Origin of the sequence: Collinsella aerofaciens (assembly GCF_040920445.1) — a bacterium.
GTDB lineage: Bacteria > Actinomycetota > Coriobacteriia > Coriobacteriales > Coriobacteriaceae > Collinsella > Collinsella aerofaciens_BH.
Map to the genome: position 1 here is coordinate 1 of NZ_JBCOTQ010000008.1, position 16,744 is coordinate 16,744.

Here is a 16,744-nt window from a genome sequence, read left to right on the forward strand (position 1 = left end):
GTGTTGGCTAAAATGGGTCGGCCGGGATTGGTCAATCTCGGCCGACTATATTTGGCTAAAATAATCCGACGCTAACATCGTTTCTCCATGCCAGAAAAACGTTTTTCCCGATGCGTTTATTTCATCCGCGAGTTGCTCCATTCTTTTGCCTTCGAATGTTTCATCCACAAAAGAGAAAACTCTCGTGCCGTATTTTTCATTTAACCGACACATTATTTCAAATACTCTCGATATAGGCATCTTTCGGTAACAACCACCGGTAGCACCGGGAATGGTGCAGAAGGCGCAATGATTAAAACACTGCCTAGAGGAATAAACCGGCAATATTAACTCAGGCATGAAGTATTTAGAAAGGGCGAAGCCATCGAAATCGGGAACTGTATCGTTGATAAATGTTTGCTCAATCCGATGGTTTTTATATATCTTTCCACCTTTAGCATGGCAAAGGTTTGGAACACAGTCGAGATTGTCATCACCAGAGTCAAGAGCCTCAAGAAGACGTGCAAGCGGCTCTTCGCCGTCATACATCATTATCGAATCAATGTATTCAAAAAAGGGATGCCATTCTTTCATGCAGTCATCTGCTAAACGAGTAATGTAATTGCCGCCCAATGAGACGTGTTTAACAGATGGACATTCTTCTTTAATCAGTTTCGCTAACGTAACTGCAGAAATCAATTGGAAACAGCCGCTCACCGAAATCCCAATAAACTCGATTTTTTCCCTCTGAATACGCTTAAGAAAGGCAGTTTCATAGAAGGAAATAAACGGATTATGCAGGGTATCCGCAAGCGATTTCATTATTTCTGGTGTCGAATAATAATCATAGGGCAGATCTATGGAGTTGAACGTGTATTTAACTCCATATGAGACGTGATTTATGATATAGAGTGCATTTCTAAAAATGTTTTCAGCATATTGTCTTTCTTACAGATCGAAGTATCTCTTCGATCTGAAAATATCTTTTGCCTCGTCAACATTAAGTGCTGACTTTTGTATCAACTCGATTGTTAATTGAACATTCGAACTAAACGAATCCTTTGATTCCCGATACCTTTTACAGCACTCTTCGACATGTCTAAAAGATAGGAGGTCATCGTAAAATTCCACGTTTAAGTCAACAATGTCAACTTTGTATTGTTCAACCTCTTGAAGATATGACTTCAAAACAGGCAAGGCAAGATACGGCCCCACTGGACTCCATCCTGGGGGAAATACTAAAAGCGTTTTAGGCATATCAACGTCACATCTTTCGCAAATAATTCAATTGAAACACAACTACCATCATAATTGAAAATACACCAAGTCCTGTAACGAGAATTGAGAACATCGCGATGCTCGTGAACAGCGAAACAAGGAGTGTTGAAATAACAACAGCAACCGATTGCAAAGACTCCCTAATTGAAAACAGGCCTATCGATTCAGATCCGTCTCTCGCCAAATCCTGCAGCGATGTTATGAGAAGCACATCTTGAATGGCGTTTCCGGCACCGACGATAAAAAGGAAAATAAACGATATCCCAGACGCATAGCGATAGCCAAACGCCAGATACGCACCGAGCGCAAGATACGTCACAAAACAATATGATTTAACGCAATCGGAACCACTGATTAAACGACCATATATTGTATTTCCGAACAACAGTCCGATTGTAAGACTGCTCTGAAGGAATCCGTATTGTATCGATGACGAGTCAAATTGCAATTGCGCTATAGCTGGCAAAAGAGAATTCAGAGAGCCGAATGCCACGCCACTAGAAATATCGATTAATAGGAAACCAATTGCCAAGTGCTTCGCGCTAAGATCACTAAATGCAGTCCTGTATTTTTCATTTTTGCTTATCCCCTCTTTATCATTAACCTCGATAACCGACGGAACATCTCGCAGCAACCAGAACGACGCGGCAAAAGATAGCGCGTCTAATGCAAGAACAGCCTCCGCCCCAAATTGAGCGACAACAAAACCGCCGGCAACTGGCCCCAGAACCATCATCAAATTCTGCAGAAACCCAAACGAATTATTAATTACGTCGCGATTGATACTATTCGTATTGGCTCTTAACAACGAGTAAAAGCAGGGCATTTCAACCGTTCGGCAAAGCGATACCGCGCACGTAATAGCAAACATACTCCATTTACTATCAACAAAAATATAGCAAACGAATAATCCCGCGCGAATTAAGTCTGCCAATCTCATGGCCTGCAGTGTCCCGATACCCATCTTCTGAGGCAGCTGCGCGAGCGCAACTGAAAACAGAGAGGGGGCAAATCTGCAGCAGACCATCAAAGCAGTTGCAGAAACATCGTGAGTTACCTCGTAAATCAGCATTGGCAAAGCAATATTCGCACACCAATTGCCTATTTCGCTTATCCCTCTAGCAATATATAGGACCCGAACCGGACGGCTAGCTCTCAATACCGTGAACATCACGATTAACCTCGTATTTCAGGCCTCGTTCATCCCTTAATAGGAATCCATAATCAACCAAATACCGCCTCAACACGGCATAATCAGGATAGAGCTGTGAAAGCACACGATTAACCTGAAGCTCCGTATAACTTGTATTTAATTCAAAGAAAGAGACGGCCCATAGCAGCATGATTCTTTTATAGCTTTCCTTTTTTGGAATTGAAACCAGCTCGCCATTCTTGAGAAATCGTTTTTTAAAGTCTATTAGCTCATCCATTCACATCCTCCATTTCATACGCATCTAATACTAAAAATGCATACGCTTTAGGTCATCGCATTCAGCTTCTTTATTAGAACTAATCTAAATAATTTGCTCAAACACTCTTCGAAAGCTCGTTTTTCACTCTGAGTAAAATGCCCTTCCCAGTCAGTCCACGAACAGGAAGGCAACTCACAACGAGCGGAGTCGAAGCCCTCTGCCGTCGGTCGTTCAAAATGCACGATAACCTTTTCGACATCGACATCTGTAATCAGGTCAGAATGAATGACCTCGGTACCGTCTTCGAATGTCATATACGGGTACATCACGTAAACCACCTCGCAATCGTAAGTCCAGTTTAGCATCAAGCTATTTCGCCAAAGACAGCAAGCCCCCCTTGATGAGTTGATGGTATCTGTTAAATGTCACGTACGATTCACATCTGGTGGGTACCCTGATGGCTACACGAAACGAAGCAGATTTACACCGGGAGGACCCCGTATGACAACCAAGTACACCGACGCGCCGCGTACACGCGTCATGACTCCGGCATCGCTCAACAACGGCGTGCACGAGAACCATTCCATCGGACAGACCATGGCCATCGCGCCCAAAAAGGGCCTGTTCGACGACATTTCCATTCCCCAGATCATCGCCGGCGCCGCAGCTGCCGCCACGAGCGTCGCGCTTGCCTCCAAGATTGGTATCGCTGGCTCAGTAATTGGTGCCGCCGTGAGCTCGGTCATCACCGTTGTGTCCTCGCAGGTCTACCGCCACTTTATCTCTGCCAGCGCCGAAGCCCTCAAAGGTACGCACGCCGACGTCGACTACCCCGCCGGCGCCTATGAGCCCGTTGAATTTAATGCCGAGGAGCACCTGGGCGGCGCCGCGACTACGCAAGAGATGCGCCAGATTGCGGGGCGCGCGACCACGGCGCGCGTTGCCCCCAACAGTCTGCGCGCCAAGGCGGCGGCCGAGCGTAGCCAGACGCAAAAGAAGGTCATCGTCTTCTCGATCGCTATCGCCATCGTCGCGGTCATCGCCTGCGCCGGCGCCATCCTTATCACCACTGCCGGTGAGGGTCTGGGCGAGCGTCCCGAGCCAATCCTGTCGTCGCGCACGACCGAGAGCGATGCAAATGGCAACACCCAGTCGCAGGATCAGCAGGCACAGACGGACGATACGCAAGACGGTTCTACCTCTGCCAATTCGTCCTCGAACACCCAAAACCAACCGCAGGGCACCGATTCCTCTACGGCCAACAGCAGCACGCCGTCCGGCACGACCGACTCAAGCCAAACAACTGACGGTTCACAGCCGAACACGGGAGGCCAGACGAGCGACACCACGTCGGGAACGGGTGCAGCAGACAGTAGCAACACCAACAGCTCGAGCGGAACCGCGTCCGGCACGGCATCTGACAACTCGAGCCAAGGCACGGCATCGGGCAACTAAGCACATTTGCCTCTCATAGATAACCGACCTATACAACGGGCGCGAATCGAAAGCGGTTCGCGCCCGTTTGCCTTGGGCGCCGCCATGGCGAACGCTATGCGATGGTAAGATGCTTTACATGTGTAAAGAGGAGATTTGCCATGAGCAAGACAATAGTTAGGCCCACGCTATCGCTGGGCAACCACATCTATCTGTATCGCCTGCTACGCGATGCAATCGGATGCGGCAAGCAAACGTTTATGACACAGGTCGAGGAGGCGCTCGCCGCCGGCGACATGACCGCTTATGACCTGGGCTTCGAGTCCACGCGCGAGCTGCTCGAGGAGCTCAACGACTGCATTAAGCTGACCGTCTTTAAGGGCGGCCGCCTGTATGCCACCGTCATCGCCAACGAGGCCTGGGATGCCGCCCTTGCCAAGGGCGAGGACAAGCCCAAGGCCACCAAGGGCGCCAAGCAGTCCTACAAAAAGAAGAAGCGCGGCGAGAAGGACCTGAAGGCCGTGCGCCCCAAGCACGTTAAGCGTCCCGAGCCCGTAGTTGAAGCTGTGCCCGAGCCCGAGCCCGAGATCGAAGTCGCTATTGAGGTAACGGCACAAGCCGAAACCGAAATCGCCACCACGGCCGATCCCAAAGTCATATCCGAGCAGGAAGCCACTGCGGAGCTCAACGAAGCTCCCAAGTCGACAACCGAAGAAGCCGCCGACCAGCCCGAGACGTCTGCGTTCCAAAACAGCGATGTCTTTGGCGACGAGGCCGAGGACGATCAGCCTTGCGAGCCCGCAGAACAGGACGCTACCGAGGTGGCATCGGAGCCCGAGGCACCGCAGCCTGCCATCTCGCTTACGGTCGTCTATGACCCCGAGAACGCCAACGCCGGCATCACCACCATGGCCTCCACGCCCATCGAGGCAAAGTCGAGCGTCGAGAATCAGAGCGCTCCGCAAGTCGAGTTCGACACCGCGACCGCAGACGCACCCGCCATCGTCGAGCCCGCAGATTCCGCGGCGATGCCGAAAGCGGACACCGAATCAGTACTCGGCGCCGAACCCGCGCCCGTCATCGAGGTGACGCCCGTCAATGAGCAGGCCTTCGCACCGACGATGGTACCGGCCCCCGCACCCGTAGCGCCCGCCATCCCCGAGGACTTCCCCGTCGATTTCGCAACCGAGGTCTTCTGCCCCGGCCCGCTTCTGCACCAGTTGTCGACCTATCTCCCCTACGGCGCCGACACGCTCGGCATCGTCGGCGAGTACTACTGGATCGCCCGCGAGCGCGGAACCATCGAGGCCGCGCGAAACCGCGCAAGCTTCCCCCTGCGTTACACGCAGGCAGGCGAGCGCCACGAAGTCACCGTGCGCATCCGCCGCAACACCACCGGCGGCCTCGGAGCCGCCTGGACCATCGACAAGGTCAACGCCCCGGTCGAGTAAAAAACGGCCTCGGATAGCCAATTGACCATCCGAGGCCGTTTGAATTCAGGCCTTTTAGTTGCCATCGGCGCATATAGACACCAGAGAAGCAAGCTCCTCCTCAAGTTGCGGAGCAAAATACCTAAAAGAAACTTGTGCTCCAATCGGTATCGACTCAATCATATTCGCAGCATTATCTGAAACACGGTACGATGCAGTTTCACCTGTCTTTAATTCCTCTATTGAGCAGACAGCGTCTTCAGCATCAATCGACCTAAGCATGCCTTTACCTTGCAACATCACATCGGCATGCCCACCAGCTATTTCCAATGAATCTGAGTTTGTCACAGACATTTCTCCGGAATCTCCGCGCGGCATCTCTTCTTTTGTTGAACAGCTCACCAATAAAGCCATCAACACCAAAGACAGGACTAAACGAATCGTCCTACTTCGAAAAAGTCGTTCCATAAGTCCACGCATAATAACTCTGATCATACTTCAGGAAGGATAAGGATGAATTCCAGCCGTCCGCTATGCCAATCATCTGCCTTGTCTCTCCAGTTTTCTTACCAGTAAGTGTGGCGTAAGCCTCCGCTGTTACAGAATGGGCTGATCCGTTGTACAAACTCGCATGTAAAACATTCGGTCTATTAGAGTTAATCTCATTTTGAATGTTCACGATAGCCGGGGAGGAGACAGTGCGAGCGATAAGATTACTCCCTCTGCTTGCGCAGTAATTTGTAAACCCCGTTGCACAGGTTGAAATCGGCGTTCCGCCCAAAACAACACCGGGAACAGTCTGTTCTTCATCGGAAAGAGCATGGGTATTGGTGTAATTCCATATCTGCATATATTGCGAAGGGTCGCTATATAAATTGGCAATGCCATACAGTTCCGCAACGTTCGAAAAAGCCGTCACCATACAAGCATAGTGGGCGGTAAGCCTCTTAATCTCGCTTTCATCATATGACATAAACTGAGAAATGGAACGAAATCCAGATACTGTGTAATCCTGCATTTGAGTTGCGTAAATTACAACATCGTTCCAGCTTGAAGGTTTATTCGATAAAACGACAGGCCGTCCTTCTATGGAAACAGCCGGGATTGTTCTTCCGCAATTTGTTGTTATTGAACCGTCCAAAGATTGCACGCCGAATTCGAATGGATTGATCATTACGACTGGGTTATTGAAAGAATAAGGCTCGACACCAAGATCTCCTCCCCGATCCATAGGGCTGACTAAGCCGTCTCCAAAACGATATCCCGTAAGTATTTCATCATCTGAAGCATCTAAAACCAAATAGCCCGCGGCTCTATTGGATGTCACAACCGGAACAATGTAACCAAGCGGGGACCCATCAACGTCTACAAAAGGAATAGGGTCAGAAGGCGTATACGAAGAGCCGAGGAGTCCCTTTATATATTTATCGGCAAGCTCTTGCGCAATTTCAGAAGTAAATTGTATCTGCTCACCATCAATATTGCCCGTCGAAGCAAAAACCTCTTTCGGACGTGCGGCTAAGGCGACAATTGAAGACGCGACAAGTTGCAGAAAACGACGACGCGAAAGCATATGTTCTTCTTTCTAGAGGAGCGACTTATAAGATACTCCTATTCTATAACCTTTTTTGTAACGTTACAGCACTGGTTATATTTCAATTCGATTCGCTTATGTCCTTGTAACCCAATACATCTTTACGTTTTAAACGGAATTAGAAAATCACTCATAGCAAAAACGGGCTTTAATCCCAAAGAGATGACTTTGATTATGAATCAAACCAGCAGCCAGGGCATAGCTGCAGAGCAATTGCTACAAGAAAGGCCGCCCTTGCTGGCGGCCTTTCTACTTGCTACTAGTCGCGCGTCAGCTTACGGTGGATACGATGCGGCTGGGCCGCGTCCTCGCCCAGGCGCTCGATGCGATTGGCCTGATAGGCCTCGAAGTTGCCCTCGAACCAATACCAGTTGCCCGGGTTCTCGTCGGTGCCCTCCCACGCCAGAATGTGCGTGGCGACACGGTCCAGGAACATACGGTCGTGGCTAATGACCACCGAGCAGCCCGGGAACTCGAGCAGCGCCGCTTCGAGCGAGGACAGTGTCTCGACGTCGAGGTCGTTCGTGGGCTCGTCGAGGAGCAGCAGGTTGCCGCCCTGCTTGAGCGTGAGCGCCAGGTTCAGACGGTTGCGCTCGCCACCGGAGAGTACGCCAGCGCGCTTCTGCTGGTCCTGGCCCTTAAAGCCAAAGCTCGCCACGTACGCGCGGCTGGGGACCTCGGTCTCGCCGACCATCATGTGGTCCAGGCCATCCGAGACGACCTCCCACAGGTTCTTGTCGGGGTCGATGCCAGAACGGTTCTGATCGACATAGGAGATCTTGACGGTCTCGCCCACCTCGAGCTCGCCCGAAGTCAGCGGCTCCAGGCCCACGATGGTCTTGAAGAGCGTAGTCTTGCCCACACCGTTGGGGCCGACGACGCCCACGATGCCGTTACGCGGCAGGGTGAACGAAAGGTCGTCGATGAGCACGCGACCGTCGAATTCCTTGTGCAGGTGATGGGCCTCGAGCACCTTGTTACCCAAACGCGGTCCAACGGGAATGCGGATATCGGTCCAGTCGAGCTTCTGGCTTGCGCGGGCCTCGGCCTCCATCTCCTCGTAGCGAGCCAGGCGGGCCTTGTTCTTGGCCTGACGGGCCTTAGGGCTGGAGCGTACCCACTCGAGCTCGGCCTCCATGCGCTTGGCGAGCTTGGCATCGCGGTTGCCCTGCGCCTCGATACGGGCGGCCTTGGTCTCCAGATACGTGGAGTAGTTGCCCTTGTAGGGATAAAGGTGGCCGCGGTCGACCTCGCAGATCCACTCGGCAACGTTATCCAGGAAGTAGCGATCGTGCGTGACGGCAAGCACCGCGCCCTGATAGTTGTGCAGGAAGTGCTCGAGCCACAGGATCGACTCGGCATCCAGGTGATTCGTGGGCTCGTCGAGCAGCAGCAGGTCGGGAGCTTCGAGCAGCAGCTTGCACAGGGCCACGCGACGACGCTCGCCGCCGGAAAGCACATTGACCGGCATGTCGGAATCGGGCAGCTGCAGGGCGTCCATGGCCTGGCCGAGCTTGGAATCGATATCCCAGCCGTCGGCGGCATCAATCTCGTCCTGGAGCTTGCCCATCTCGGCCATGAGGGCGTCCATGTCGCAATCCGGGTCGCACATCTCCTCGCCGATCTTATTGAAGCGATCGACCTTGGCGATCATATCGCCAAACGCCATGCGCACGTTCTCGATAACGGTCTTGTCGTCGTCGAGCGGCGGCTCCTGCTGCAGGATGCCCACGGTGTAGCCGGGGGTGAGCCTGGCATCGCCGTTGGAGACCTCCTCGATGCCGGCCATGATCTTGAGCAGGGTCGACTTACCCATGCCGTTGGGACCCACGACGCCGATCTTGGCACCGGGGTAGAAGCTCAGGGTCACGTCGTCAAGGATTACCTTGTCGCCATGGGCCTTGCGAGCCTGATACATCTGGTAGATAAACTCCGCCATATGCCTGTTTTATCCTTTCTACCTGCTGTTTCCCTATTCTTGTTTCGCTTTAGTGGAAACGAAATGGAAAAACCAGCTCTGAAACGTAACGAAAAAGGGGCATGGTTGCCCACACCCCCTAATACTACCTGGGAAAAGTCCCCCGGAACATACTATGAACTGCGTACGCTAGTTTTCCGCAACCTTAACGAGCGGCTCGCTGCGATTTGCGCCACAGCAGATACGAGTAGACGTAGACGGCTCCAACCGAACCAAACGCCAGAACCGCAATCACCGCGGCGACGACTTCGCTCGAAAGCATGCTGCCCGCCACGCCCATCACAATCAGGCCAACACCCAGCACCATAAAGCAGGCGCCGCCAAAACGCTGCGTACGGCGCCAGTTCTCGGGATCGGCAAGCGCCCAAGGCGTCTTGATACCGAGCGTATAGTTCTGCTTCACACGCAGCAAGTAGTTGCCTACGCCGATGAACAGCAAACCGACAGCACCGGAAATCAGCACGTTAACCGAACCGACCGCCGGCACCACGCCCCAGACCGTGAGCTCTCCCAGCCAACTTATGGCGCACATGAACAAGGTGAAGGCGATTACGAAGCCCTGGTAGAACTTGCCCGAGGTTCGATATGCCTCACCTTTGGGGTCGATGCGCGGCACCACGCAGAACATTGCGAGAAGCGCCAGAGGCAGCACGCCGAGCGCGGAGGCCATCCAGCTAGGACCCCAACCGTCGACGGCGCCGTTCGCGCCCCAGTGCGTGGGAATCTGCGCAGGCAAGCTCGGCATCACCATGAGGTGCGCTACGACATTGGCGACGCACAGAGCGACCAGCGCAATCCACACGCGCGACGATACCCCCGTGGGGTGAATGCCCTTGTTTTCGTTATTCATCCTTATCACCTTCCGTGTTTGTAAAACCCATAAACCAGCCAATCAAATCCTGCATGACGGTGGTGTTTAAGCTGTATACGATGTTTTGGCCATGGCGCTCGTCGGTCACCAACCCGGCGTTTTTGAGCGTCGCCAAATGATGGCTCAGCGACGGCTTACTGATATCGAAATGCTCGGCAAGCTCCCCCGCCGTGCAATTGCCCTCGCGCAGCAACTCCAAAATGCGCCGTCGCGTTGGATCGGCAAGCGCCTTAAAACCCTCTCCCGGCATAAGACCTCCTCTCATCATCTCTCATGACGCGCACACTATACTCGATATTTAGATGTTTGTCTAACTATCTAATCTTGTACTCAAAAAAAATAGCCGCCTCCGCGTAATGCGAAGACGGCCACTTCTCACGCTACAAACGTGTTTTGGAGTTGGCCAACCCGCTGCAACGGGTGCCATCTGCTTCAATCTTATGCGAACCCCGATCCCATTTCAACAAGCCCAAGGGCTCAAATGGAATCGCGATAACACCTATAATGGCGATAGCTAAAACACGATTCGCTTCCCCATCGGAGGATGTCTATGACCGAAACCGCTGCCGCTCTCGTCGAGACACGCGACACCAAGCTCGAGATCATCATGGGCCGCGAGGCACTCGATAAGCTCGCCGATGCTACGGTGCTGGTGCTCGGCTGCGGAGGCGTGGGCTCCAACTGCTGCGAGGCACTCGCCCGCGGCGGCATCGGTCATTTCGTCATTCTGGACAAGGACATCATCGCGCCCAGCAATATCAATCGCCAGGCCATCGCCTTTCACAGCACCATCGGCAAGCGCAAAGTGGACGTGATGGATGCCATGATTCGCGATATCAATCCCGCCGCCACCGTTATCAAGCGCACCGAATACCTGCTGAGCGACAACATCGACGAGTTCTTCGCGAGCGTTTTGGAGCAGACGGGTGGCAAGCTCGACTACGTCGTCGACGCCATCGACACCATCTCGGCCAAGCTTACCATTGCCAAATATGCTCAGGACCACGGCATTCGTTTGGTTAGCTCCATGGGCGGGGCCAACAAGCTCCATCCCGAGTGCCTCCGCTTTGCCGACATTTTCGATACGGTACGTGACCCCATGAGCCGCATCATGCGCAAAGAATGTAAGAAGCGCGGCATCAAGAGCCTACATGTACTGTTTAGCTGCGAGGAATCGGTTAAGACACAGCCCCGCGACCCTTCCAATATCCACGAGCGCACCGAGTTGGGCACCGCCAGTTTTATGCCGCCCATCATGGGTCAGATGATCGCCGGCGAGGTTATCCGCCAGATCAGCGGGCGCGGCACCGAGCGCGTACGCGCCGACGGCCAACGCCTGGACTAGCAGGATGTCCTGCGATGGAACCGCAATTCTTTGACACGCATTGTCATCTTGATTTGATGCTCGGCCCCGATGCTGCAGCCAGTGAGTCGGCGGCGTCGGGTCTGGGGCTCTTTGACTGCGGGGTCGACCCACGCGACTTTTCGGCCGCAAACGAGCGCGCCCGTCGCCTACCAGGCGTCATCGCTGGCGTTGGGCTCCACCCCTGGTGGCTCGCCGACGGCCGCTGCGGTCCTGCCGAAGTCGATCTGCTTTGCGAAGTTGCTGCCCAAGAGCGCTACATCGGCGAAGTCGGACTCGACTTTTCCGCGCGCTTTGCTGGAAGTGAGCCGCTACAAATACAGGCACTTAACCGGCTCTGCGATGCGCTCGTGCAGCATCCTCTTACCGGGCGCGTGATATCAATTCACGCCGTTCGTTCGGCAGGAGCCGTACTGGACGTCCTCGAATCGCATGGACTACTCATCCCAAACCCCGACTCCCCCGTTATCATCTTCCACTGGTTTAGCGGTACTTCGGACGAACTCGTCCGCGCGCGTAATGCGGGCTGTTATTTTTCCGTCAACGAACGCATGCTCGCATCTAAACGAGGACGCGAATACGTACGACAAATTCCACTCGATCGTTTACTGCTCGAGACCGATGCACCAGCGGAGGCAAACGCAGAAATAAGCGCACAGTCACTCATCAGATCGCTCGAAAGCGCCTCAGAACACGTCGCCTCGCTCAAAAAATGCGACGCAAAGCATATTGAGTCGGCGGTTTTAGCGAATGCACACTCTGTTTTTAGCCTTCGCTAACCCCTGTGGTCAAAAAACGTCAAATATGAGTACTGCTAGCGAAATGGATACATTACTCTGAGCTTTCCGACCACCAGAATAATCTACGATTGTCCATTAACTAACACTTTTACAGTCACTCATCCTGCATTTTCGCAATCTTAAACCCCTCCAAACGCTCAAATCACGTCTGAAGGGGTCGATTTTGCTGCGACTAAATTAGTCACAGTACTCATATTTGGCTTTTTTAACCACCGAGTCACGGGAAGGCACCAATACAGCTCCCCGGGACAGCTCGGCTATTCGACGATTGGTGCTCCGTGGCCCCAAGAACCTTCCATGCCGCACACGGTCGAGGCAAACCCGGCAGCAAAGTCGAGCGCGCGCTCGATGGCCTCGGCGCCATCCTCACCACGCTTGGCGGAATCGAGATAGCACATCAAAAACGAGGTGAGGAACGAGTCGCCCGCCCCCATGGTGTCCTTCATGTCCGTTACCGGTTTAGCCAGCTGGCGGTAATAACGCTCGCCGTCGTAAGCAATGCAGCCCTCGGCGCCCGCCGTAGCCGACACAAAACGCGGACCCAGGCCCTTCACCCATGCCAGACGCTCGCGAATCTCGTCCTCACTCGCGGCATCCGCCGCACTAAAGAAAGCGAAATCGACGTAGGGCGCAATCTGCTCGTAGTACTCGTCGGTGGAGTCGTCCGAAAAGTCAAAAGAGACCGTGACGCCCGCAGCCTTCAGCTTGGGCAGCTCGCGCTCGGTAAAGCAATAGTTGCCCGAATGAACCACATCGAACTGCTTCATGTACGAAAGGTCAAAGCGATCGAGGACATAACGCGCATCGCCACGGATACCGCCCTCGTTGGAGCCGAGGAAGACACGGTCACCGTCAACGACGGTCACGCGAGCCGCTCCGTTCTCGCCAATCATCTGCTCGCACTTGTCAAGCTCGATACCCTCATCCTCGAGGCTTGCAATGACATGCTCGGCAGCGGCATCATTGCCAAAAATGCCCATGTATGCGGAGCGTGCGGCACCGCATTTCTTGGCATAAACGGCGAAGTTCACCGCATTGCCGCCGGGATACATGGTGTGGATATGCTCGTAGCGATCGACGACGTTGTCGCCAAATCCGAGCGCGTTAACGTTAAATGCCATGGCCTTTGCTCCTTCTAGTACTCGACAACACCCATATAGCGACGGAAATCGGGATCGTGATCAAACACCTTGCCGCGTGCGGCACGCAGCTCGCAGTTCATGGCGTAGAACAGCACCGGGTCCAGATAGGCACGGACGCTCGCCGGCACGGCTTCCATACCGTACTCCTTGGCATCGAGCACCATCAGCGTATCGGTATGCGTCTTAAGGAACGCCAGGGCGCGCTCGTCCATAGCACGGCACTCGCTGGAGCCCATCTGCAGGAAGTAAAAAACGCCATCCTGAGTAGCCTCGAAGGGGCCGTGGAAGTACTCGGCAGAGTGGATGTAGCTGCAGTGCTGCCACTGCATCTCCATAAGAGAGCAGATAGCGAAACCGTAGGTCTGGCTAAAGTTGGGACCGCTGCCCAGAATATAGAAGAACTCGTGCTCCTGGCAAAGCTTGGCAAAGCGATCGCCCAGCTCGGCATTTACCTTCTCGCGTGCCGGAGGAAGAATCTTATCCATCTCAGCAATACCGGCATACATATCGGCAAGATCGGCGTAGCCCTCCTGCTGATCGAGCAGCTCGGCCGCAAGCGACAGCGAAATGCCAGCGGGGACCTCGGCCTGCGGCACGCCCTCGCCCCACGGGTAGACCCACGTGGTCCACTTGCCGGAGTCAATCTTGGATCCAGCGTTGTCGGTCTGGGCGATCACCGTAGCGCCGGCAGCAAGGGCAATCTCACAGCCCTCGACGACCTCGGGGGTGTTGCCACTGTGGCTGCAAGCAATGACCAGGGATTTCTCACCCAAGCGGCGCGGGCGCATGATATCAAACTCGCGAGCCGTATAGATATACGAAGTGAAGGTGGTTGCCTCGCGCTGCAGAAGCTCATGAGCCGGGATCAAATCGATCATGGAGCCACCGCAAGCAATCCAGTAGACGCTGTCGAACTTGCCCTTCTCGGCAATTGCCTCTTTGATCAGGTCGTGTGCGTTCATATCCAGTTCCTTTCTTGTTTGGTCCACAATCAATGACGTTGGTTGCGTGGCCGATAGTTGTTTTAGTCAATCAGATATTTCTCGAATGCGGCCATGTTCTTGGCATCTGCCGCCGCCGGGTCATCATAGTAACGACCGTCCGTGATTTCCTGGCCCAGCATGCCGTCGAAACCATGGGCGTTGAGCGTGGCAACGAAGGCGTCCATATCGTGCTTGCCATCGCCCCACACCAGATGGCCATACGGATCACCGTCGATAAAGTGCATCTCGTGAATTGCCCCATCACCAAAGGCGGCAAACCAGTCCTCGAGCGTCTCGCCTGCAACGCCCATCGCGGTTGTATCAACCATGGGCTGTAAGTACGGGCTCGCGACCTCGTCAATCATGCGCTTCGCATCGGAAACCGTCGTCACAAGGTTGCTCTCCTCGGGACGCAGGCTTTCCATCGTAAGCACCAGACCGTGCTCGCCGGCATACTCCGCCAGAATGGACATGTGCTCGCGGCTGCGCTTCCAGGCTTCCTCGCGGTCCTCGTCCCAGTCGCCCCAGCCCGAGTTGACGGACATACGGTCGCACCCAAGTACCTCGGCAAGCTCAATGCCGTGCTTAAAGTACGCCAGGCTGCGCTGTTCATGCAGCGGTTTGCGTGCGCAGTATTGCCAAGGATAGACAACATTCTCGGGGCACAGAGTACGATACCTAAGCCCACGGTCTGCAGCTTTTTTCGCCAGGACCTCAGCCTCAAAGTAGCCCGTATGGTCGAGTGTCACATGCGGCTCCGCACACCACAGCTCAATGGACTCAAAGCCCAAACGCTGCTGCACATCAAGGAAGTAATCGAGCGACCACATGATGTAGTGGATATTCATGCCCGCAATCTGTTCGCGGCGCAGCGTCGGCTTGGATTCAGACATCTTATGCCTCCTTATTTCGATCGAACACGATTTGTCCGTCCGACATCGTCATATCAACCGAAAGATCGCGTGCGTCGCGATAATCGAGGTCGAACACATCCCGATCGAGCACGCAGATATCAGCAAGCTTGCCGACCTCGAGCGTACCCAGCTCGTCTTCGCGCATCAGATCGTACGCGCCCCCGGCAGTCCAAGCACGCAAGAGCTCGACAAGCGTCAGCGCGTTGGCCTCATTCACGGGCAGTCCATCGTCGAAGTATCCGCCGCACGCACTGTAGATTGACTCGCCCAGGCTCGGAATCAGCAGCGGCAAATCCGTACCACAGCACACCGTGCATCCGGAATCTTCCATGCCGCGGCGATTCCAGCTGTGCAAAAGTCGCGTCTTGCCAATTTGTCGACGCATCATCGACAGGCAATCCTCGCGCCGGTCCAGCGTCAGAATCTGCGGATAGACCTCGCAAATTCCACCTAACTTGCCAAACTTGACAAGATCGGTCGGATCAGAGTTCTCGAGATCGGTAATCGCATGGCGGCGAAGCAACCGTCCATGCTCGTCTCGAGGCAGCGAGGCATAGAGCGCCACGGTGCGACGAACGGCGCCATCGCCCTGGCAATGCAAGGAATATCGGAAGCCGTCAGCATCAATTGCGCGCAGCTCGTTCTCAATCAGATCCCACTCGGGCTCCTCGACAACCGTCTTGCCGGCAGCGCCCGCATCGGCCGTGTCCTCATAGGGGTCAATCATCTCGGCAAGCCCCGCCCATACGCCGCGATCGGTCATACGGTTGAAGCCAGAAAAACGAACGAACGGTCCCCGGAAGCGCTCTCGTGCCTCGCGGGCATATGCCAGATTTGCACCGGCACCCACCGGCTGCGACATCATAGAGACGCGAACCGTCAGCTCACCAGATTCCTCACGGCGAGCCATTTCGTCGGCAAAACCGTAGTAGTCATCAAACGCCATCTCCTTGATGGCGGTAACGCCGCGCTCGTTAAGCATGCTCATGTAGTCCGAATACCCCGCACGTACCTCGGGCAGCGCGAGGAAATCGCTCATCATGCGCCAGATCTTCTCGGCATAGCACGCCTGGGGTGTAAAGCCGTATCGTGCACTGGCGGCAGCATTGAGAACGCAGGTCTCCGCACCCGGTGTAAAGCAGACGACAGGGATATCGCCAAAACAATCGTCAAACACAGCTGCCGTATTTGCGTTCTCGGCATCCGATGCCAACGTTTCGGGTAGGCTGTGGCCAAAAGCCGCCGCGCAATCCGGATGATCTTCTTTCCATGCACGCAAGAGCGACACGGCCTCTTTGGCATCAGCGATGCCGGACAGATCAGACCCCAACGTCCGCAGCGCCCAGCCTGTATAGAAGGTATGCACATCGATCAGGCCAGGCATGACGGTACGGTCGCCCAGATCAACTACCTCGTCCGCCTGGGTCAAATACGAAGCTACCTCACACTTGGTGCCAACCGCCTCAATTCGATTGCCACGGACCGCTACGAAACCTTCGAACGGCAGGTCCCCCGTACCGGTAAAGACGCTCTTAGACGTCAGGACCGTTAAACGATCAGACATCA

Annotated in this window: 16 protein-coding genes; 4 read left to right on the plus strand and 12 right to left on the minus strand. The window is 54.4% G+C overall.

Annotated features, from left to right (window positions below; genetic code table 11):
• Positions 1-45: 45 nt before the first annotated feature.
• From AB5405_RS02100 to AB5405_RS02110, 3 genes are all read right to left on the minus strand, one after another.
• Positions 46-801 carry a B12-binding domain-containing radical SAM protein gene (locus AB5405_RS02100; RefSeq protein WP_368137444.1) on the minus strand — a complete coding sequence of 252 codons (756 nt, stop codon included), beginning with the start codon at positions 799-801 and terminating at the stop codon, positions 46-48.
• A gap of 442 nt (positions 802-1,243) precedes the next feature.
• Positions 1,244-2,428 carry an MFS transporter gene (locus AB5405_RS02105; protein WP_148332709.1) on the minus strand — a complete coding sequence of 395 codons (1,185 nt, stop codon included), beginning with the start codon at positions 2,426-2,428 and terminating at the stop codon, positions 1,244-1,246.
• Positions 2,406-2,687 (minus strand): DUF2087 domain-containing protein, encoded by a 282-nt coding sequence (locus AB5405_RS02110; RefSeq protein WP_055251466.1) that lies wholly within the window; start codon positions 2,685-2,687, stop codon positions 2,406-2,408. The genes AB5405_RS02105 and AB5405_RS02110 overlap by 23 nt, the downstream gene beginning before the upstream one ends.
• A gap of 483 nt (positions 2,688-3,170) precedes the next feature.
• On the opposite strand from AB5405_RS02110, the gene AB5405_RS02115 reads away from it, so the two are divergent.
• Both AB5405_RS02115 and AB5405_RS02120 read left to right on the plus strand, forming a co-directional pair.
• A complete protein-coding gene (locus AB5405_RS02115; RefSeq protein WP_368137446.1) occupies positions 3,171-4,124 on the plus strand; it encodes a hypothetical protein in 954 nt (317 codons plus the stop codon).
• Between the two features lie 140 nt (positions 4,125-4,264).
• Positions 4,265-5,554 carry a hypothetical protein gene (locus AB5405_RS02120; protein WP_368134851.1) on the plus strand — a complete coding sequence of 430 codons (1,290 nt, stop codon included), beginning with the start codon at positions 4,265-4,267 and terminating at the stop codon, positions 5,552-5,554.
• Positions 5,555-5,608: 54 nt separating this feature from the next.
• Here the strand turns inward: AB5405_RS02120 and AB5405_RS02125 are convergent, their stop codons facing one another.
• The 5 genes from AB5405_RS02125 to AB5405_RS02145 all read right to left on the minus strand — a co-directional run bounded on the left by AB5405_RS02125 (position 5,609) and on the right by AB5405_RS02145 (position 10,226).
• Positions 5,609-5,947 carry a hypothetical protein gene (locus AB5405_RS02125; RefSeq protein ID WP_196032689.1) on the minus strand — a complete coding sequence of 113 codons (339 nt, stop codon included), beginning with the start codon at positions 5,945-5,947 and terminating at the stop codon, positions 5,609-5,611.
• A 31-nt stretch (positions 5,948-5,978) separates the two neighbouring features.
• Positions 5,979-7,106: a hypothetical protein gene (locus AB5405_RS02130; RefSeq protein ID WP_147332645.1), complete on the minus strand. Its 1,128-nt coding sequence runs from the start codon at positions 7,104-7,106 to the stop codon at positions 5,979-5,981.
• A 280-nt stretch (positions 7,107-7,386) separates the two neighbouring features.
• Positions 7,387-9,066, minus strand: a complete 1,680-nt coding sequence (gene ettA, locus AB5405_RS02135) for an energy-dependent translational throttle protein EttA (protein ID WP_368137447.1) — start codon at positions 9,064-9,066, stop codon at positions 7,387-7,389.
• 184 nt (positions 9,067-9,250) lie between these two features.
• Positions 9,251-9,955, minus strand: a complete 705-nt coding sequence (locus tag AB5405_RS02140) for an SdpI family protein (protein WP_368137448.1) — start codon at positions 9,953-9,955, stop codon at positions 9,251-9,253.
• Positions 9,948-10,226 carry an autorepressor SdpR family transcription factor gene (locus tag AB5405_RS02145; RefSeq protein ID WP_022094448.1) on the minus strand — a complete coding sequence of 93 codons (279 nt, stop codon included), beginning with the start codon at positions 10,224-10,226 and terminating at the stop codon, positions 9,948-9,950. The genes AB5405_RS02140 and AB5405_RS02145 overlap by 8 nt, the downstream gene beginning before the upstream one ends.
• A gap of 300 nt (positions 10,227-10,526) precedes the next feature.
• Between AB5405_RS02145 and AB5405_RS02150 the strand changes: the two genes are divergently transcribed.
• Both AB5405_RS02150 and AB5405_RS02155 read left to right on the plus strand, forming a co-directional pair.
• Positions 10,527-11,321, plus strand: coding sequence for a tRNA threonylcarbamoyladenosine dehydratase (locus AB5405_RS02150; protein ID WP_117770138.1), 795 nt, complete (start codon positions 10,527-10,529; stop codon positions 11,319-11,321).
• 14 nt (positions 11,322-11,335) lie between these two features.
• The gene (locus tag AB5405_RS02155) at positions 11,336-12,118 is read left to right on the plus strand and encodes a TatD family hydrolase (protein WP_368137450.1); all 783 of its coding nucleotides are present in this window, start codon (positions 11,336-11,338) and stop codon (positions 12,116-12,118) included.
• Positions 12,119-12,396: 278 nt separating this feature from the next.
• On the opposite strand, the gene AB5405_RS02160 is transcribed toward AB5405_RS02155, so the two are convergent.
• The 4 genes from AB5405_RS02160 to AB5405_RS02175 all read right to left on the minus strand — a co-directional run bounded on the left by AB5405_RS02160 (position 12,397) and on the right by AB5405_RS02175 (position 16,742).
• Positions 12,397-13,260 carry a PfkB family carbohydrate kinase gene (locus tag AB5405_RS02160; protein ID WP_035138847.1) on the minus strand — a complete coding sequence of 288 codons (864 nt, stop codon included), beginning with the start codon at positions 13,258-13,260 and terminating at the stop codon, positions 12,397-12,399.
• Between the two features lie 14 nt (positions 13,261-13,274).
• Positions 13,275-14,243 (minus strand): SIS domain-containing protein, encoded by a 969-nt coding sequence (locus AB5405_RS02165; RefSeq protein WP_022094440.1) that lies wholly within the window; start codon positions 14,241-14,243, stop codon positions 13,275-13,277.
• Between the two features lie 62 nt (positions 14,244-14,305).
• Positions 14,306-15,157 carry a sugar phosphate isomerase/epimerase family protein gene (locus AB5405_RS02170; protein ID WP_161194583.1) on the minus strand — a complete coding sequence of 284 codons (852 nt, stop codon included), beginning with the start codon at positions 15,155-15,157 and terminating at the stop codon, positions 14,306-14,308.
• A 1-nt stretch (position 15,158) separates the two neighbouring features.
• Positions 15,159-16,742, minus strand: a complete 1,584-nt coding sequence (locus tag AB5405_RS02175; RefSeq protein ID WP_271739980.1) for an amidohydrolase — start codon at positions 16,740-16,742, stop codon at positions 15,159-15,161.
• Positions 16,743-16,744 lie beyond the last annotated feature (2 nt).